The following is a 15,034-nucleotide window of genomic DNA, read 5'->3' on the forward strand; positions in this document are numbered from 1 at the left end:
GTGCTGCGTCTTCAAAGTGTTGCAGTTGGTCGCCGCACGGCTAAATGCTTGGCAGGGTGAGGCGCCCGAAATGCATCCCTCCACAGGCCCAAAAATTCGCCTGCGCTGGAAAAAAATCCCTGAATGAGAGAGGGGCCGGTCCGCAGCGAAATCCTTCCGGGACTTTCGACCCGCCCCCCCACTGAACACGACCTTTTCAGCGATCATCTTAGGCATCCGCATTCGTGAACGCCTTGCGCCGATCCAGCTGAACCAAAAGGAATTCAACTCCGCGGCCCCGCCGCGTCATCTCAACTTCCGTGGTTGCGTTGCTGAGATCGCTATCAATGGCGTCGATCACGCCCGCAAAGACATCGGGTGCAGAAGCCAATTGTCTCGTGAGCGCTTCATTCCATCGGCGTTCAGCCGCGATGCGTGCAACTTCGCCGTAAGATTGTTTCCCGTGAAACCGCTCTTGTGCGTTTGAATACTGTTGGCCGCTTTCGCTTTGCTTGGAGAGACTCTTGACTGCTGTGACCTCCGTTGCAGACAAGGCCCGTTGGCTTTCCTGCTGCTGCGGCGCAGATGTTAAGTCAGATTGGTTGTTAGAACAGGTTTGGGTGGCGCTGCCGCCATCACCAATGTGACATCCTGGCCCCTGCAAAGGTGACAAGTTTTGCGCCGCAGATCGAAATTGCTTCGCAAGTCTCCGCCTTTCGGCCCAACCGTTCTCCCACGCACGAAAGCGGGCCCATATCGGCTGGTAGCTATTCCGATGAAACTTTCCGCCGTGTCGGTCGATACGGAAATAGCCAGATCTTTCGAGAGAGCCTGTCGCGCGAATGGCGGTGCGCCGATTGATCCCGAGTAGCGTGGCGATAGTGTTGAGCGCTGGGTCGCATTGGCCCGTGCATCGATTGTAATGATCAAGGAGCGTGGCAGCGACGCGTTTCTCTGTAACGGACATATCCTCGGTGAGACTTATTGCCTTGAAAGCAATGAGGACGTCCGACTTGTTTGGTCGCATATCGCCTCCGAGAAGGTGGGTTTAAGCTTTGATCTCGAGAACGAAAGTCATCGACCAGCTGCCAAAAGCAAGCCTCAGATTTCCGGCGCGCATCTAGTCGCAAACAAACGTGAGCCCTGCGTAGAATCCATAGATGTCTCGAAGACGAACAGGCGACCGGGCGACCTCATCGCGAATCAGCGCGCAGACGTGACGGTGTTCACTTCGATCCAAGCGAGAAGATCGCGTCGGCGGTATCGAATGGCTCGCCCGACGCGAACATAAGCAGGTCCCGCGCCTCGGCAACGCCACGCCTGCAGCGTCCTAATAGAAATTCTTACAAAATCAGCAGCTTGCACCTCGGCAATCAGGGCATCGGGATCAATGGGGCTCTGAGCGGCTTGCATCGGTATCATCCACTATCGGTTTCGATAGAGACGAAACTGACGGCAATTGCAGTTCGGAAATAGATGCCACGATTTATTGGTGCGAGGATTTAGGGCTGGGGGGATTTTGTAGGGCGCCCCGGCGACGACCACCGTTCCGCCGGAGCTTGATTGATCGCTTCTGCCCAAACTCGATCAAACATGCGGCTGCTGAGTGATCCCCGCCACCTATCGAGGGCTTGCTTCCGATACGCCTCTTTCGGAGCCGGTCGTTGATTGGGGCTCCGACGCATCTCCTCGATAAGCCATTTCCTGCAAGCATCTCGGCTGGTCGTCTTGGACGTAGGAACAACTGCGGCCTTGGACGTAGTCTCCACTGCGGAGGGACCTATGATCTGATCCGACATAAAGCCTGGGATTTCGGGCTCGATTACGGTGGGAGCTAGGTAAATAGCACGCCACCGCCTGAGAAGTCTGCTCGTTCGGTGGACGGGATCGGAGCCGTCATTCCACTGAAGAAGATCTCCAGCTTTGGCGTCGAGCAGGAAATCGTGATGTGACCAAATGGTTGGCAGTATCTCCTGGTTGTCGCCTCTTAACGGATCACCCCGCGCACGCAATTTTCCACTTTGAAGCAGCTTGAGCAGTGTACCGAAACGAAGTCGCAGCACATGCCGAAATTTTCGAACCTCGTCCGGAGTGTCTCGGCTCATCAACCGGCCTAATTCACTCTGAGTCCACTCGTAAGGATCGTCCTCGTCCAATATTCCGTCGTCGACAGGCCATTCGGCTGCGCCGCGGGGCTGCCAGTTACCTTCGAGAACACGCACGGTGTCTGGATCAGTCCGAATGGCCTCAATACTGAGTTGCCGCACTTCCGGATCGTTGAAAACGTAGTTCTGAAAGGCGTCCCTCAATGAACTGCCGCTGATAAGCGCACAAACGTCGGGTGAATGCAGAATTGGAAAAATGAGTAGTTTCGAAAACCGCCTTTCGTCATCACTCCAGCCATGGCCAAAATCGGAGCTGGACAGTTTGGTCAAACGGGTAGTTTCACCGCAGGTGTAAGCAAGCAGTTTCCCGGCTACCAACAGCGAAACGATTTCCGGACGCCCATCGGTTGAGTTTGTCACCCGCCTGATCGCTTCATCCAGCGTCCACCCGTGACTCTGCAGTTCGTGCGTCATATCTGCTGGCCGAATCATTCTGGTCAATTTTCGCACTTTGGGCAGTTCGTGGCCGGTTCGGTCGCCGCTTTTGCACAGGGTTAGTGGCACGGCGGACCTCCACCATTTGCGCCTGAGCGCGTTTGTCTTCTGCGAGCGATTCTTGCGCTAGATTTTAGGATTTCTGCCGAACAGGTTGGTCACCAACATGATCAGCCAAACCCCAGACCACATCGTAGAAATCGCCCAGGTGCTCGCAACCGCCCTCTTGCGCCTTGAAGGCCGGAAGTCCAGTCGGAAACCCGCCAATTGCGGAGAAAGTTCGCTTCACTTCTCGCCCGACCAGAGCGGTGGTGTGCCTTCCTACTCCGCTGAGGCACCCCATGACTGATCCGGTTCTAGCTCAATTGGCCGCCCTCAAGAATGCGCCCGCGTCGGCCCTGAAGGCAAAATGGCGCACATTGTTCGACACAGAGCCACCACCCTATAACCGGCGCTTCCTGGAGAACCGGCTAGCCTACCGCATTCAAGAACTGGCCTATGGCGGACTGAAAAAGAAAACCGTCGAGCGGCTTCGGGTGCTGGCAAAGCAATATGACGGCAAGCCAGGGGAGAGGCCGAAGGGGCGGAGTCTACGCCTGCCGATCGCGGGGACCCGTCTGATCCGGGAGTGGCAGGGAGTCGAGCATTCGGTCACCGTCCGCGCTGACGATTTTGAGTACCAGGGACGCCCCTACAGGTCCCTCTCCGCCATTGCCAGGGAGATCACAGGCGTGCGCTGGAACGGCTGGGTGTTCTTTGGGCTAAAGAACCACCGCGGTGCTGCATGACCAGAAAGCCACAGCCCGCCACGCCCGCTCCACTGCAAAAGCTCCGGTGCGCCGTCTACACCCGCAAGTCCAGCGAAGAAGGTCTGGAGATGGAGTTCAACTCGCTTGAGGCCCAGCGGGACGCTTGTGAGGCTTACGTGTCCAGCCAGCGCGCCCAGGGCTGGCTCCTCGTGCCCGACCGATATGACGACGGCGGGTTCTCCGGTGGCACCCTGGACCGGCCTGCGCTGAAGCGACTGCTCGCGGATATCGAGGACGGCAAGATCGACATCGTCGTAGTCTACAAGATCGATCGGCTGTCACGCTCACTGATGGATTTTTCCCGGCTGGTCGAGGTCTTCGATCAGCACAAGGTCACGTTTGTTTCAGTGACGCAGTCCTTCAATACCACCACGTCGATGGGCCGCCTGACGCTGAACATTCTGCTATCTTTTGCACAGTTCGAGCGCGAGGTGATTGGCGAGCGCATCCGGGACAAATTCGCGGCGTCCCGTAAACGAGGCATGTGGATGGGCGGGTGGGCGCCGTTGGGCTACGAGGTCAAAGACCGCAAACTTCTCGTCAATGATGAAGATGCCAAGCTCGTCCGCTCGATCTTCGACCGCTTCCTGAAGGTTGGGTCGGCCACGACATTGGCCCAGCAGTTAGTGGCAGAAAACATCCGCAATAAATACGGCAAGCTGATCGACAGAGGTATGCTCTATAAGATGCTCAATAACCCAGTCTATGTCGGTGTGGCCCTGCACAAGGGCGTCTCATACGCCGGTGAGCACAGTGGCATTATTGATCGCAAGGTCTGGGACAAGGTACAGGCAAAATTTCAGGAAAACCCTCGCAAACGAGCGGCTAGTACAAGGGCACAAACGCCCGCCCTTCTGAAGGGGATTATCTTCGGCCCCACTGGCGTCGCGATGTCCCCGACGCACACTCGGAAGAATGGCAAGCTCTATCGCTATTATCTGAGCCAGACCGTCTTAAAACAGGGCGCCGGCGATTGTCCCGTCGCACGCGTTCCCGCCGCTGAGATCGAGAGGATCGTGATCGATCAGGTTCGCCTTCTGCTTCTCTCCCCTGAAATCGTCGTCCAGACTTGGCGCAGCGCTCGCAAATCCATTAAGGGCTTGACCGAGTCTGACGTCCGCAACTCGCTGCTGGCATTCGAGCCGCTCTGGAATGAACTCTTCCCTGCTGAACAGTCCCGTATCATACAACTCCTTGTCGAGCGGGTTGATGTCCGGACTGACCGCGTTGATATCAAGCTTCGGATCGCAGGCGTGACATCACTGATCGGCGAGTTGGCCGCCAATTCCGCCACCCAACAGGATGCCGCATGACGACCAGCCCTCAAGCCAGCAAAGCCCTCATCAGCCAGGATGGGCGTACGGCGATGATCAGCATTGCGGTGAGTTTTCTTCAGCGGGCCGGCCGCAAGCAGATCCTGTCTCCTGCGGGAGCGGAGGTCTGGTCGCCCGCCCCGCGTGTGGACAGCGCTCTAGTCAAAGCAGTCGTCCGCGCACACCGGTGGCGCCAAATGATCGAGAACGGCAAGTACGCCTCGTCCGCAGAACTGGCCAAAGCAGAGAAGGTCAACGATTCTTATCTAAGCCGCATCTTGCGGCTGACCCTGCTTGCGCCAGACATCATCGATGCGATCCTGACCGGACGCCAACCCAGTACGCTTCAACTTGATGAGTTGCTTAAGCCTCTGCCTGCGGCGTGGAGCCAACAGCGCTCCAAGCTACGCATTCCGCAGTAGCGGGTCGCCAAAGCCGTGAGACCGCGATTCGCTTAGCCGTCGCGAACATGCGGGGAAATGCAGGAAACACGGGCGTTTTTAGCGGAGCGGAATGGATACGGTGAAGAGAGATGTAGGCTTTGAAGGGAGTGTTACCATTCTTGCTCTTCGTCCCGCCTGTTGCCGGCGATGATGTCTTCTATGCAGGCACGTGGCCATACCATCCCGAGCTGGGCGTCGTTCGGATCGTTGGTGTGGCGCCTTCCTGAGTACACGCCAACGAACTCTGTTCGCAGAGGCGTGGGCGCTGGGATTACCCGGTCACCATCGACGCGCTGGTTCCAGATTCGGCGGATCACAGGCGATCCGGACATTCCAGGGCGGGATGCGGTATCGACCAAATAGTAACCGGTGCCGATCCGCGCGAGGTCGGGCTCGGACGCCATACTCCCACGCTTCCAGACCGGATAGCCCGGAGGTTCCGGACCGAACGGATAGCCCAGCACGAATACTTCCATGGCGATTCGGGCAGTGTGCTGGACGGCGGCGTATTTATTGATCGGGTGAAGGTCGAAGATCGGATCTTCATCGGCATAGGGCAGCGGAATGGCGACCACATCTACCGCACGGCCCCGCGCTGGATGTGCTAGCCATAGAGCCTTGTCATCGGCGTCCCGGATATTGATGACGTGCGTTTGTTTCAGGAATTGTAGGATGCGGGTATTGAAGAGTGCGTGAATCTTGTTCGGGCGGCCGCCATGCGTATTGAGTGACTTTCCGGTCTGCGAGTGCCTGGCTGTGACGACATGCCAGTTTGTGATTAAATAATTCTGCCTACCCTCTTGCCAAATGAAACCGGTCGCATCGGAAAGATGCGTGTCATCGAAATGGAGGGAAAGCGGAACGGTAACGAGTGAGAAGCGATCCAACTCTGCTGTCATGCTGTCCCCTTCATCGCTCGTTCCTGGTCTGTAGTACATGTGGGTATGCACTAAGGCGCAGTGCGCATCGTTGGGTGAGCCTTAATCGGCAGCATCAAATTTGGTCGCTAGCAATAGCGGCCTCTTGTGTGCATCGATCTTCGCCAGGAAAACGTGTTTGACTCGGGGGTCACACATCAAAAATACATCCACTAAATGATGCAAGGCAGCCGGGGTACAAGTGCGAAAGCGCGGAAAAACGTCTAACCCGGCCGTCCGCACCATCTGATTTTGTGTCTCAGTCTGTTTCAAGAAGCATTCACAGGCGATCGGGGGAGGCTGGGTCTAACCGATGGTGAGACGCGAGATGAATCCTTTGTTGGGTACCTGGTCGAAGATTACGAGCGGCAAATCTGCTTTTGGCATTCGTACGCGCCCGGTCTCAACAGCGCAGGAAACCGGAATTGCAGGAAAGACGTTGATGACGGCGCTCTGTCCATGAGCGGCCTTGATCTCATCAAACAAGCATCGAATCTGCTTTCGATACTCAGCCAGGTCTGCGGCGTAGCGCATGATGTCATTGTTTGGGTTTTCAACCGTAAGCGACCAGATCGACACATCGTCGCCCAATATGGATGTAATTCGATCATCCGTGACGGTGGCACTGATCCCGAGCTTGAGTGCGACCTTCGGCTTGATCTCGGCCGCGCGCCTACGGACATACGTAATGCGAGGACCGTTTTCCGCCCATCGCCAACCTGCTTGCTCCCGGTGAAGCTGATAGACGTCTGCCGGCGTGATATCGCCGAGGAGGCTCCCCAGCTCGACCAAGAGCGGAATTGGGCCGAGAGCAAAAACCGATAGGTGTTCGATTTCTCGCGCCGCGATCCGTTCGGCAATAAGCCGTTGGAACTGCCGCTTCAGGTTATCGGATTCGACCGACCAGAACTTCTCTTCGCCATCGGTCGCTATGTTGCCAATGATACCTATCCCGATCGAGCGCCCTTCGGATGGATAGCGCTCTGGGAGCATTGCCTGTCGTACTCGGGAGAAGGAAACGGGAGAGTCATGCGCGCCGATCTTCGCCCCATATCGGAGCACGTGAGAGGATCGATCTTGCGTAACATCCGTGAGTATCCTGATCCGTTCTTCGTGGCCGGCCTTCATGTCCAGTAGGCGCTGCTCCGGGTATTGATCGAGCTCGTCGCGGTCGATCAGCTTGTGATGCGGATAACACATGAGCATCAGGTTGCTCACGTCGTCTTCGAGCAGCGAGGAGCGAACTGGATCGCCGCGAGGGCCAGTCGGCTTGTCGGCAACGATATGGGCGACAAAGCCGAAATTCGCGTCCTCATTTCCACTGATGTAGTCGCCAATAAGCGACGTATTGCAGTAGTGGCACCGACCGGCGCCTCGAGCCCACAGAACAGCCCTTGTTTTCGGTGAGACCATTTTGCTACTCGATCACAACAAAGAACCGGCCTGATCGGGCCGTGCAAACGCGGTTGCGCTTCAGGATGACAAAAGCCTCGATCCAGTGAATGCCGCGGTACTCGGTGGCTTCCCAGCGAACGCCCCGGGTATCCGAATCGTAAAAGCCGCCGCGCAGGGCTCTCTTCTCGAATGCCTCGTGGTCCGTATTGACCACCTGCCACTTCACATCAAAGTCTTTCGAATTATAGAGGATACCCGTCGAAGAAATGGCTTCGAACTGAATATCGATTCCGCTCGGCAGGATCTGACCGGAAACGATGCGGTCGATCAGCGAATTCAAGTTATTGCGAGAACGGTAGGCGGTCGCCCGTATCGCGACATTCCCCTGGCTCACCATTTTCCAAGCTGGCGGCTTCAGCCAGGGCAGAGCGGATTTTACGTTCGCAAGTATGGCCGTGCCCAATGTCTTGACCAACTGCACTGCATCGTTTGCAGGCGTACCGGGTACGGGAATCAGCGCTGCTTCGGTAAGATTGGCAAGGGCCTTCGTGTCCGCCTTATTGAATTCATCGCCGAAGATCTTCTGCCACTTGCGCGTACTCTCCGCTTCGTTCGTCTCAAGGTACGCCTCATCGATCCACTGCCAGTATTTGTGGATCATTTCCCGGAAGTTCTCGTACTTCTCGTCGTCCCAATGACGAATGAAGTTCTCCGAGGGAAGGACGGGATTCCGCACTTCGTGAAGTTTCGGGCGCGCCTGAAGGTAGTCGTCCAATCGATGCACCAATGTGTGCAGGGCGGTCGGAAGATTTGGAAAGTAAATGTGCTGACTGTGCGCGTCGGTCTGCGTGATCCGCTCGCCTATGAGGGTCGTCAGCAAGATCGACTTGCAACTGAACGTGAGCTTCACGTCGCGAATGTATTTGAGCAGTCGGGTCACTTCTCGGAAGCGGTCATTTCCGACCCAGTCATTCCGCTGCTCCAGCCAGCGGGTATAGGCTTCCGAGTCGGTCGCCTCGAACTTATTGTCCCGGCGGTTGCAGACCTCGAAGTTCGACGTTCGGCCAGGGCGGTTGATGACGCACGGAACGATGTCGATCTCGAAATCGCCTGAGTATTCGAGTGTGACGCAGCGGTTGCCTAAGCCCGCCTTGTCTTTATAGGTGCCCGAGCCGTTGAATACCTCTTTCAGCTTGAGGACGTAGTTCTCGGCGCTCCAGCCCGGGACATGCTCTACGATAACGAGAACGTCCGCATCGAAGCCGCCGTTGCCGGGAGGCTTGATGATCGTCTTATGTGCCCAAGACCCCTGCCGGCTGTACCGAGTGATCGTTGGTTGCCATGAACTGGCGGTGATGAATCCCTCGATGGTCGAGACTCGGTTCACCAAGGTATCGATGCGGGTCTTATTGAGATTCACTTCCTCGGCTAGGAACGTATCGAACGCTTCAATAAACAACATACGCAAACCCTCTATCCGCCGTGCAGAAGGGCGAAAGCACTATTCTAAGGTGAGTCGGGGTTGTTCAGGAAACGAAAGTTCCACTTCGCCCGCTGCTAAAATAGCGATCTATATCAATAGGAAAGCCCACGAGCGGGGCCTTCGTTCGTTCTGGGCCCATTTGTAAGGCCTAGGGACTACACGCAGCGGCTGCCCCTAAAAGCGGACTGTGTCGGATCGTCCGGTCCGCTCAAGGTTCAAGGCGGAATCCGACCAGCCCGACACCGAGTTTGCTTACTGCCCAAAAGCGGACTTATGCTTCGGAAAGCCGGTACGGAGCGGACACGCTGTGGTCATCAGCAGATGCACGCGCCAGGCCAAGGTTACGTCTGCTACTGATGCGGGGGGCGTCGAACCCCGATATGGCGTGCTTGAATCAGGCGCTCTCGCCTGTCCGAGCGAAGCGGCAGAAACCTCTTCAGCGGAGGTTCTTAAGCAACTCCAAACGTTCGAATTTCGAGAACCGTACCGAATGGATGGGGTCCAAAGCTTCGGAGAGAAACGGGCCTTTCCGAGAACAATGGGCCGGCTCTGCCGATCGGGAGCGCGGAGCTCAGATGAGAAATCGCTGCTGTTACGTGCATATTTGCCCACGAGTACGCCCGGAGAATACGCGGCCTCGTGCAGGCTGGCGGAGAGAGTGGGATTCGAACCCACGGTACGGTTTCCCGCACACACGCTTTCCAAGCGTGCGCCTTAAGCCACTCGGCCATCTCTCCGGAGCGCACTCTCTTGAAGGGGCGCCGGTGATTTTGCAAGGGATCGCGGGGAAATCGGATGATTTTTCCGTAAGATATTGTACTTTATAGACAATATCAGGCGCCACGGCGACGCTTGGAACCGGCCGCCCGCTGAACCGGCGGCGGGTTTGGCGCGACGATTCACTCAAGACCGTCAAACACGTCCGGGGGCACCATGACCATCCGCAACACCATTGCCGCGCTGAGCCTGATTTGGGCCCTTGCCGCTGCCTTCGCCGGACCGGCCGCCGCCCAGGTCTGCACCCGGCACGGGGTTGATGTCAGCTGTGACGACGGACGGCGCGGGATGCTTTCGGGCGATGCCATCCTCTGGCCGGACGGCACGCGCTCGAGCGCGACGCCGCATCAAAGCGTCATCATCGGCCACAAGAGCTCAGTGCATGTCGGGCCCGGCGTGTTCGTCGGCCAGGGCAAGGGCATGGTGCCGCTCGACGATCCGAACGCGCCGAACAAGCGGCAGTGTGCGATTCTGGAGGGCGTGTCGTACTGCTATTGAGGCTGTCGTCTTCGCCCCTGCCCTCGCTGTAAAGAACGGGGGAGAAGAAGACTAGATCAACCGCACGCCTGAGATCGCCGACTTGAGCCAGCGCAGCGCTTGCGGCGGCTGGTTGGCGAGCGGCGCGACTGCAGCCTTCTCCGTCCGGCACTTCTCCAGTTCAGCGACGAAATCCGCCGACCATTGCTGGATGGTGTGGCCGCGCAGCTTCTTCATCATCGCATCCCAGCGCATCTTGCGCTCGGTGAGCGGCATCGCCGCCGCGACGGCGATCGCGCGCGCCATGCCGTCGATGTCATGCGGATTGACCAGCAGCGCGGCGTCGAGCTCGTTGGCCGCGCCGGCGAATTTCGACAGCACCAGCACGCCGGGATCAGCCGGATTTTGCGCAGCGACGTATTCCTTGGCGACAAGGTTCATGCCGTCGTGCAGCGGGGTCACCACGCCGATCTGCGCGGTGCGATAGAGGCCCGCGAGCACGGCCTGGCTAAAGCCCTTGTTGAGATAGCGGATCGGTGTCCAGTCGGCCTCGCCGTGGCGGCCGTTGACGTCGGACACGAGCCGCGCGACCTCGTTCTGCAAATTGCCATAGGCTTCGATGGCACCGCGCGAGGGATTTGCGATCTGCAACAGCGAGATGCTGCGCGCAAAGTGCGGATGCTCGGTCCAGAGCCGATCGAACGCGCTGATGCGGTTGACGAGGCCCTTGGAATAGTCGAGCCGGTCGACGCCGATCGCGAGCCGTTCACCGTTGAGACTGCGGCGCAGCCGCGACACGTCCGGATGGGACGCCGATTTCGCCGCGTATTGCGCGAACTTCTCGGCGTCGATGCCGATCGGAAACACCTCGCAGCGCGTTCGGCCATGCTGCGAGATCGCAACGCCGTCTTCGACGGCGAGGCCGAGTTCGCCCGCGACATAGCCGAGAAAATTCTGGCAATCGTCATTGGTCTGGAAGCCGATCAGATCGTAGGCCAGCATCGCCGTGATCAGCTCACGATGATTGGGCACGCCCTGCATCACCGCGGCGACAGGCCATGGCGTATGGAGGAAGAAGCCGATCGGATCGTCGACGCCGAGATCCCGCAGCTCCGCGCCGAGCGCGAGGAAATGGTAATCCTGCACCCAGAACGCGGTTTGCGCTTTCCGGAAGCGCATCAAGGCGCGCGCCATGAAGGCGTTGACCTCGCGATAGCTGACATAGTCGTCGCGCGAGACGCGGATCAGATCGCTGCGCGAGTGCAGCGCCGGCCACAGCGCCGAATTGGCAAAGCCCTCGTAATAGCCGCCATAGTGCGCCGCCGGCAGATCCAGCGTCGCAATCGCGCCCGAACCCAGTGCTTCGATCTCGGCGAACGGCTCCTTCTGATGACCGTCACGCACACGGCCCGAGGATCCCACCCAGATCGCGCCCGAATGTTCCACAACGGGTAGCAAGGCCGCCGCGAGACCACCCGTCATGGGCTCATTGGGCTTGCCGCGCGCGACGCGATTCGAAACGACGACTAAGTTCACAGGTCGTCCCCTCCTGTTTCATTCCACCCCATTTAACTGCCGTTCATCAATATGGTTCCTGATCATCCTTTGCACCAATTGAAACCAAAATCGGGCGTGCGCGTTGGAACCGGTTTACCTCCAGGCAACCTGACGATTTCGCTACACAAAGCCGGATTTGGAACCGTGGCGCGCGCAGCATGAAGCGACGCGCTGGAGGAATTACGCACGCGATATGTGGCTCCGAGATGTCGGTGCCTTATTCCAACCTTGAGTCGTCGAGCAGCCGCGCAAGGAACGTGCGCACATCGTTCGGGGCGTCGAAGTGCCCGTTGACCCCCATGGCGCGGCGACCAACCGAAAAAGAGAGCCCGTTCATGTCGGGCATGATCGCGAACACGGTCTCATCGGTAACGTCATCACCGATGAAGATCGGACGGCGCCCCTTGAAAGGCTCGTGCTTCATCAACTCGCGCACGCCGGTCGCCTTGGTAAAACCGGAATGCTTGATCTCGCAAACGAACTTTCCGGGCAGCACCTCGATCGGCGCATTGGGCAGGTCGGCGCGGATCAGCGAAACGGCTTCGTAGATCGCTTTCTCCGCATGCGGCGCAAGGCGGTAGTGCAGCGCCAGCGAATAGCCCTTGTCTTCGAGCAGAATGCCGGGACTGAGCTTGGCCACCGCCGCGAGCCGCCGCTTCAGCTCCTTATCCAGCGGCGGCGCGCTGACGGCATCGGCTTCGTTGTCAATGGAAAGCCGCATCTCGGCGCCGTGGCCGGCGACGGCGCGAAAGACATCGGGCGCGAAGATCAGGTCGATGTCGTTGAGCGAACGCCCGCTGACCATCGCCAGCGCGCCCGACGTGCGCTCCGTCAGCCGGTTCAGCGTTTCCGACAGGCCTGGCGGCACCCACACCTCACGCGGCGTCGGCATCAGGTCGAGCAGTGTCCCGTCGATGTCGAGCAGGATCGCTGTTTCATTGAGATGCGGCACGAGTGCGTGGGGCACCGGCACCGCATCGGGCGCTTCATCGTCGACCATGGTGCGCTTTAGATCCAATTCAGCCAGTTCCGATTTCATAGTCTACTCCATGGACGCAAGCGGCCGCGCGATTTCTTCGAGCGATCTGCGTTCCGCCGAGATGGCATAGCGCCACGCCACGATCGCGGCCGCGATCATCAGGAACGCCCCCAGCAAATAGCCTGCGAACACGCTCCTGCGTGATCCCGTGTCGATCAGCGCCCCGAACAATGCGGGGCCGATCACGCCGCCGATGCCGGTGCCCACCGCATAGAACACCGCGATCGCGAGCGCGCGGACTTCCAAGGGAAAAGTCTCGCTGACGGTGAGATAGGCGGCGCTCGCGGCGGGCGAGGCAAAGAAGAAGATCACCATCCAGGCGATGGTCTGCCCCTGCGCGCTCAAGGCGCCGATCGAGAACAGATAACCCGACAGCGCCAGCAACACGCCCGACGCGCCGTAGGTGAACATGATCATGGTCCGGCGGCCGAGCGCATCGAACAGGCGGCCGAGCAGCAGCGGACCAAGGAAATTGCCGGCGGCGAAGGGAAGCAGATACCAGCCGACATGATCGGCGCTGATCCCGTAAAAATCGGTCAACACCAGCGCAAAGGTGAAGAAGATGGCGTTGTAGAAGAAGGCCTGCGCGATCATCAGCACGAGGCCGACCATCGCGCGCTGGCGATAGACCGAGAACAGCGTGTGCACCACCTCGCGGATCGGCGTGTGAGTCCGCATTTTCAGGCGGATCTTGGCGAAACGCGCGTCGCTCGTCTCCTGGCCGTGTCCGAGCACCGAGCGCTCGACCTCGTCGACGATCGCGTGGGCCTGGTCGGGACGGCCGTGGATCATCAGCCAGCGCGGACTCTCCGGAATCCACATCCGCATCAAGAGCACGACGAGGCCGATGGCAGCGCCGATGAGATAAGCGAGGCGCCAGCCGAGATCGGGGCCGATCACCGCGGGATCGAGCAGCACGATGGCCGCCACGGCGCCCATGGCGGCACCGATCCAGAAGCTGCCGTTGATGACGAGATCGGTCCAGCCGCGATAGCGCGCCGGCACCAGTTCCTGGATGGTCGAATTGATCGCAGTATATTCGCCGCCGATGCCGGCGCCGGTGAGGAAGCGAAACAGTGCGTAGCTCGCGACATCCCACGACAGAGCGGTCGCGGCCGTCGCCGAGAGATAGAGCGCGAGGGTGATGAAGAACAGCTTCTTGCGACCGATGCGATCGGTCAGCCAGCCGAAGCCGAGCGCGCCGAGCACCGCGCCCGCGAGATAGGCGGAATTGGCAATGCCGAGATCGAGATTGGAGAAATGCAGGGAGGGGCTTTGCTTCAGCGCGCCGGAGAGCGCGCCGGCCAAGGTTACCTCGAGGCCATCCAGAATCCAGGTGATGCCGAGCGCAAGCACGACGCGCGTGTGAAACCCGCTCCACGGCAGCGCGTCAAGCCGTGCAGGAATGCTGGTTTCGATGATTCGATCGGCCGCGGCCACCGTGGAGACCACAGGTCCATCGTTCGGCGCTGGGCTTCGCTGCAATTCCATCGCGTTGTTGCATCTGACCAATGGACATGGCCCCGGTTCACATGGCGTGGATGGGGGCGATCCGATCAAGGGGGTGCGGCATTCCGCCTGCCACCTGCGACAACGTCTGCGGCAGGGGCGGGTTCCAGCAGGAACGACCGCTGACGGCGTTGGTTTTCGGTGGAGCCGCAAGGAGTTGACGCATGGCTCATGCCAGAAAGACGACACATTCTCGCAAAACATCGGCGCGCAAGAGCACCAGACGCGCCGCACCGAAGCGCTGGTCACAGCGCGTGACGAAAGAGAGCGACGCGCTCAACCTCAAACAAGGCGTGTTCAAGCTGACCAGTGCGAAGAAGATCGCGGCTTCGTTGAAGCGCTCGGCCGAGCACAGCGCGCGTCGCAAGACCGGCGCCTACCGCTCGGCGCTGTCGATGCTGACGTTCTACATCAACCGCGCCGGCAAGACGCTGCCGCAGACGCAGCGCACGCGGCTGGAGCGGGCAAAGGTGGAGCTGAAGCGGGCGTTCGGGAGGGAGTGAGCGCCAGGTCGTCCTGGACAAGCGCAGCGCCGATCCAGGACCTATTACCCCAGGGAGCGGTTTGGCGATGACTCGGAGTTGGCAGTTCGCCCGGCAACTCCGCCTTGGGGTAATGGGTCCCCTGAGTTCACAAACGAAGTGCAACACTTCCATCTGGAGGTGTTGCCATGGGGCGGACTTACAAACAGCTCTCCCTTGACGATCGATGCGAGATTGCCCGCCTTTCGGCCAAT

The 15,034-nt window shown here is 59.2% G+C and carries 14 protein-coding genes and 1 tRNA gene; 5 read left to right on the forward strand and 10 right to left on the reverse strand.

The features are described 5' to 3' along the window. Positions 1-208: 208 nt before the first annotated feature. The 3 genes from ACIPUD_RS33950 to ACIPUD_RS33960 form a co-directional block, all read right to left on the reverse strand. Positions 209-1,006 carry a helix-turn-helix domain-containing protein gene (locus ACIPUD_RS33950; protein WP_446482391.1) on the reverse strand — a complete coding sequence of 266 codons (798 nt, stop codon included), beginning with the start codon at positions 1,004-1,006 and terminating at the stop codon, positions 209-211. Positions 1,007-1,182: 176 nt separating this feature from the next. Continuing rightward, complete coding sequence (locus tag ACIPUD_RS33955; protein ID WP_446482392.1) at positions 1,183-1,401, reverse strand: helix-turn-helix domain-containing protein; 219 nt, start codon at positions 1,399-1,401, stop codon at positions 1,183-1,185. 80 nt (positions 1,402-1,481) lie between these two features. Next, complete coding sequence (locus ACIPUD_RS33960; protein WP_446482393.1) at positions 1,482-2,648, reverse strand: hypothetical protein; 1,167 nt, start codon at positions 2,646-2,648, stop codon at positions 1,482-1,484. A 272-nt stretch (positions 2,649-2,920) separates the two neighbouring features. Here ACIPUD_RS33960 and ACIPUD_RS33965 point away from each other — a divergent pair, with 272 nt between their 5' ends. From ACIPUD_RS33965 to ACIPUD_RS33975, 3 genes are read left to right on the forward strand one after another with little or no spacing between them, the layout of a single operon-like run. Beyond that, positions 2,921-3,367 (forward strand): DUF2924 domain-containing protein, encoded by a 447-nt coding sequence (locus ACIPUD_RS33965; RefSeq protein WP_446482394.1) that lies wholly within the window; start codon positions 2,921-2,923, stop codon positions 3,365-3,367. Continuing rightward, positions 3,364-4,701, forward strand: coding sequence for a recombinase family protein (locus tag ACIPUD_RS33970; RefSeq protein ID WP_446482395.1), 1,338 nt, complete (start codon positions 3,364-3,366; stop codon positions 4,699-4,701). Before ACIPUD_RS33965 ends, ACIPUD_RS33970 begins: the two co-directional genes overlap by 4 nt. Continuing rightward, positions 4,698-5,123, forward strand: coding sequence for a hypothetical protein (locus ACIPUD_RS33975; RefSeq protein ID WP_446482396.1), 426 nt, complete (start codon positions 4,698-4,700; stop codon positions 5,121-5,123). The genes ACIPUD_RS33970 and ACIPUD_RS33975 overlap by 4 nt, the downstream gene beginning before the upstream one ends. A gap of 131 nt (positions 5,124-5,254) precedes the next feature. Here ACIPUD_RS33975 and ACIPUD_RS33980 read toward each other — a convergent pair whose 3' ends face one another. From ACIPUD_RS33980 to ACIPUD_RS33995, 4 genes are all read right to left on the reverse strand, one after another. Continuing rightward, positions 5,255-6,043 carry a S1 family peptidase gene (locus ACIPUD_RS33980; protein ID WP_446482397.1) on the reverse strand — a complete coding sequence of 263 codons (789 nt, stop codon included), beginning with the start codon at positions 6,041-6,043 and terminating at the stop codon, positions 5,255-5,257. A gap of 324 nt (positions 6,044-6,367) precedes the next feature. Then, on the reverse strand, positions 6,368-7,474 hold the full coding sequence (locus tag ACIPUD_RS33985; protein WP_446482398.1) for an SAVED domain-containing protein: 1,107 nt from the start codon (positions 7,472-7,474) through the stop codon (positions 6,368-6,370). A gap of 4 nt (positions 7,475-7,478) precedes the next feature. Then, positions 7,479-8,918 carry an SMODS domain-containing nucleotidyltransferase gene (locus ACIPUD_RS33990; RefSeq protein ID WP_446482399.1) on the reverse strand — a complete coding sequence of 480 codons (1,440 nt, stop codon included), beginning with the start codon at positions 8,916-8,918 and terminating at the stop codon, positions 7,479-7,481. A 668-nt stretch (positions 8,919-9,586) separates the two neighbouring features. Further along, positions 9,587-9,676: transfer RNA gene (locus ACIPUD_RS33995), tRNA-Ser, on the reverse strand. Positions 9,677-9,872: 196 nt separating this feature from the next. On the opposite strand from ACIPUD_RS33995, the gene ACIPUD_RS34000 reads away from it, so the two are divergent. After that, a complete protein-coding gene (locus ACIPUD_RS34000) occupies positions 9,873-10,214 on the forward strand; it encodes a hypothetical protein (RefSeq protein ID WP_018452861.1) in 342 nt (113 codons plus the stop codon). A gap of 51 nt (positions 10,215-10,265) precedes the next feature. Here the strand turns inward: ACIPUD_RS34000 and ACIPUD_RS34005 are convergent, their stop codons facing one another. From ACIPUD_RS34005 to ACIPUD_RS34015, 3 genes are all read right to left on the reverse strand, one after another. Then, positions 10,266-11,729, reverse strand: coding sequence for a trehalose-6-phosphate synthase (locus ACIPUD_RS34005; RefSeq protein ID WP_085348221.1), 1,464 nt, complete (start codon positions 11,727-11,729; stop codon positions 10,266-10,268). A 238-nt stretch (positions 11,730-11,967) separates the two neighbouring features. After that, positions 11,968-12,789, reverse strand: a complete 822-nt coding sequence (gene otsB / locus ACIPUD_RS34010) for a trehalose-phosphatase (protein WP_085348220.1) — start codon at positions 12,787-12,789, stop codon at positions 11,968-11,970. Between the two features lie 3 nt (positions 12,790-12,792). Continuing rightward, positions 12,793-14,280, reverse strand: a complete 1,488-nt coding sequence (locus ACIPUD_RS34015; protein WP_446482400.1) for an MFS transporter — start codon at positions 14,278-14,280, stop codon at positions 12,793-12,795. A gap of 182 nt (positions 14,281-14,462) precedes the next feature. On the opposite strand from ACIPUD_RS34015, the gene ACIPUD_RS34020 reads away from it, so the two are divergent. Then, positions 14,463-14,801 carry a DUF3175 domain-containing protein gene (locus tag ACIPUD_RS34020; RefSeq protein ID WP_446482401.1) on the forward strand — a complete coding sequence of 113 codons (339 nt, stop codon included), beginning with the start codon at positions 14,463-14,465 and terminating at the stop codon, positions 14,799-14,801. The last annotated feature ends 233 nt before the right edge of the window (positions 14,802-15,034 follow it).

This window comes from Bradyrhizobium sp. CAR08, from assembly GCF_052871955.1.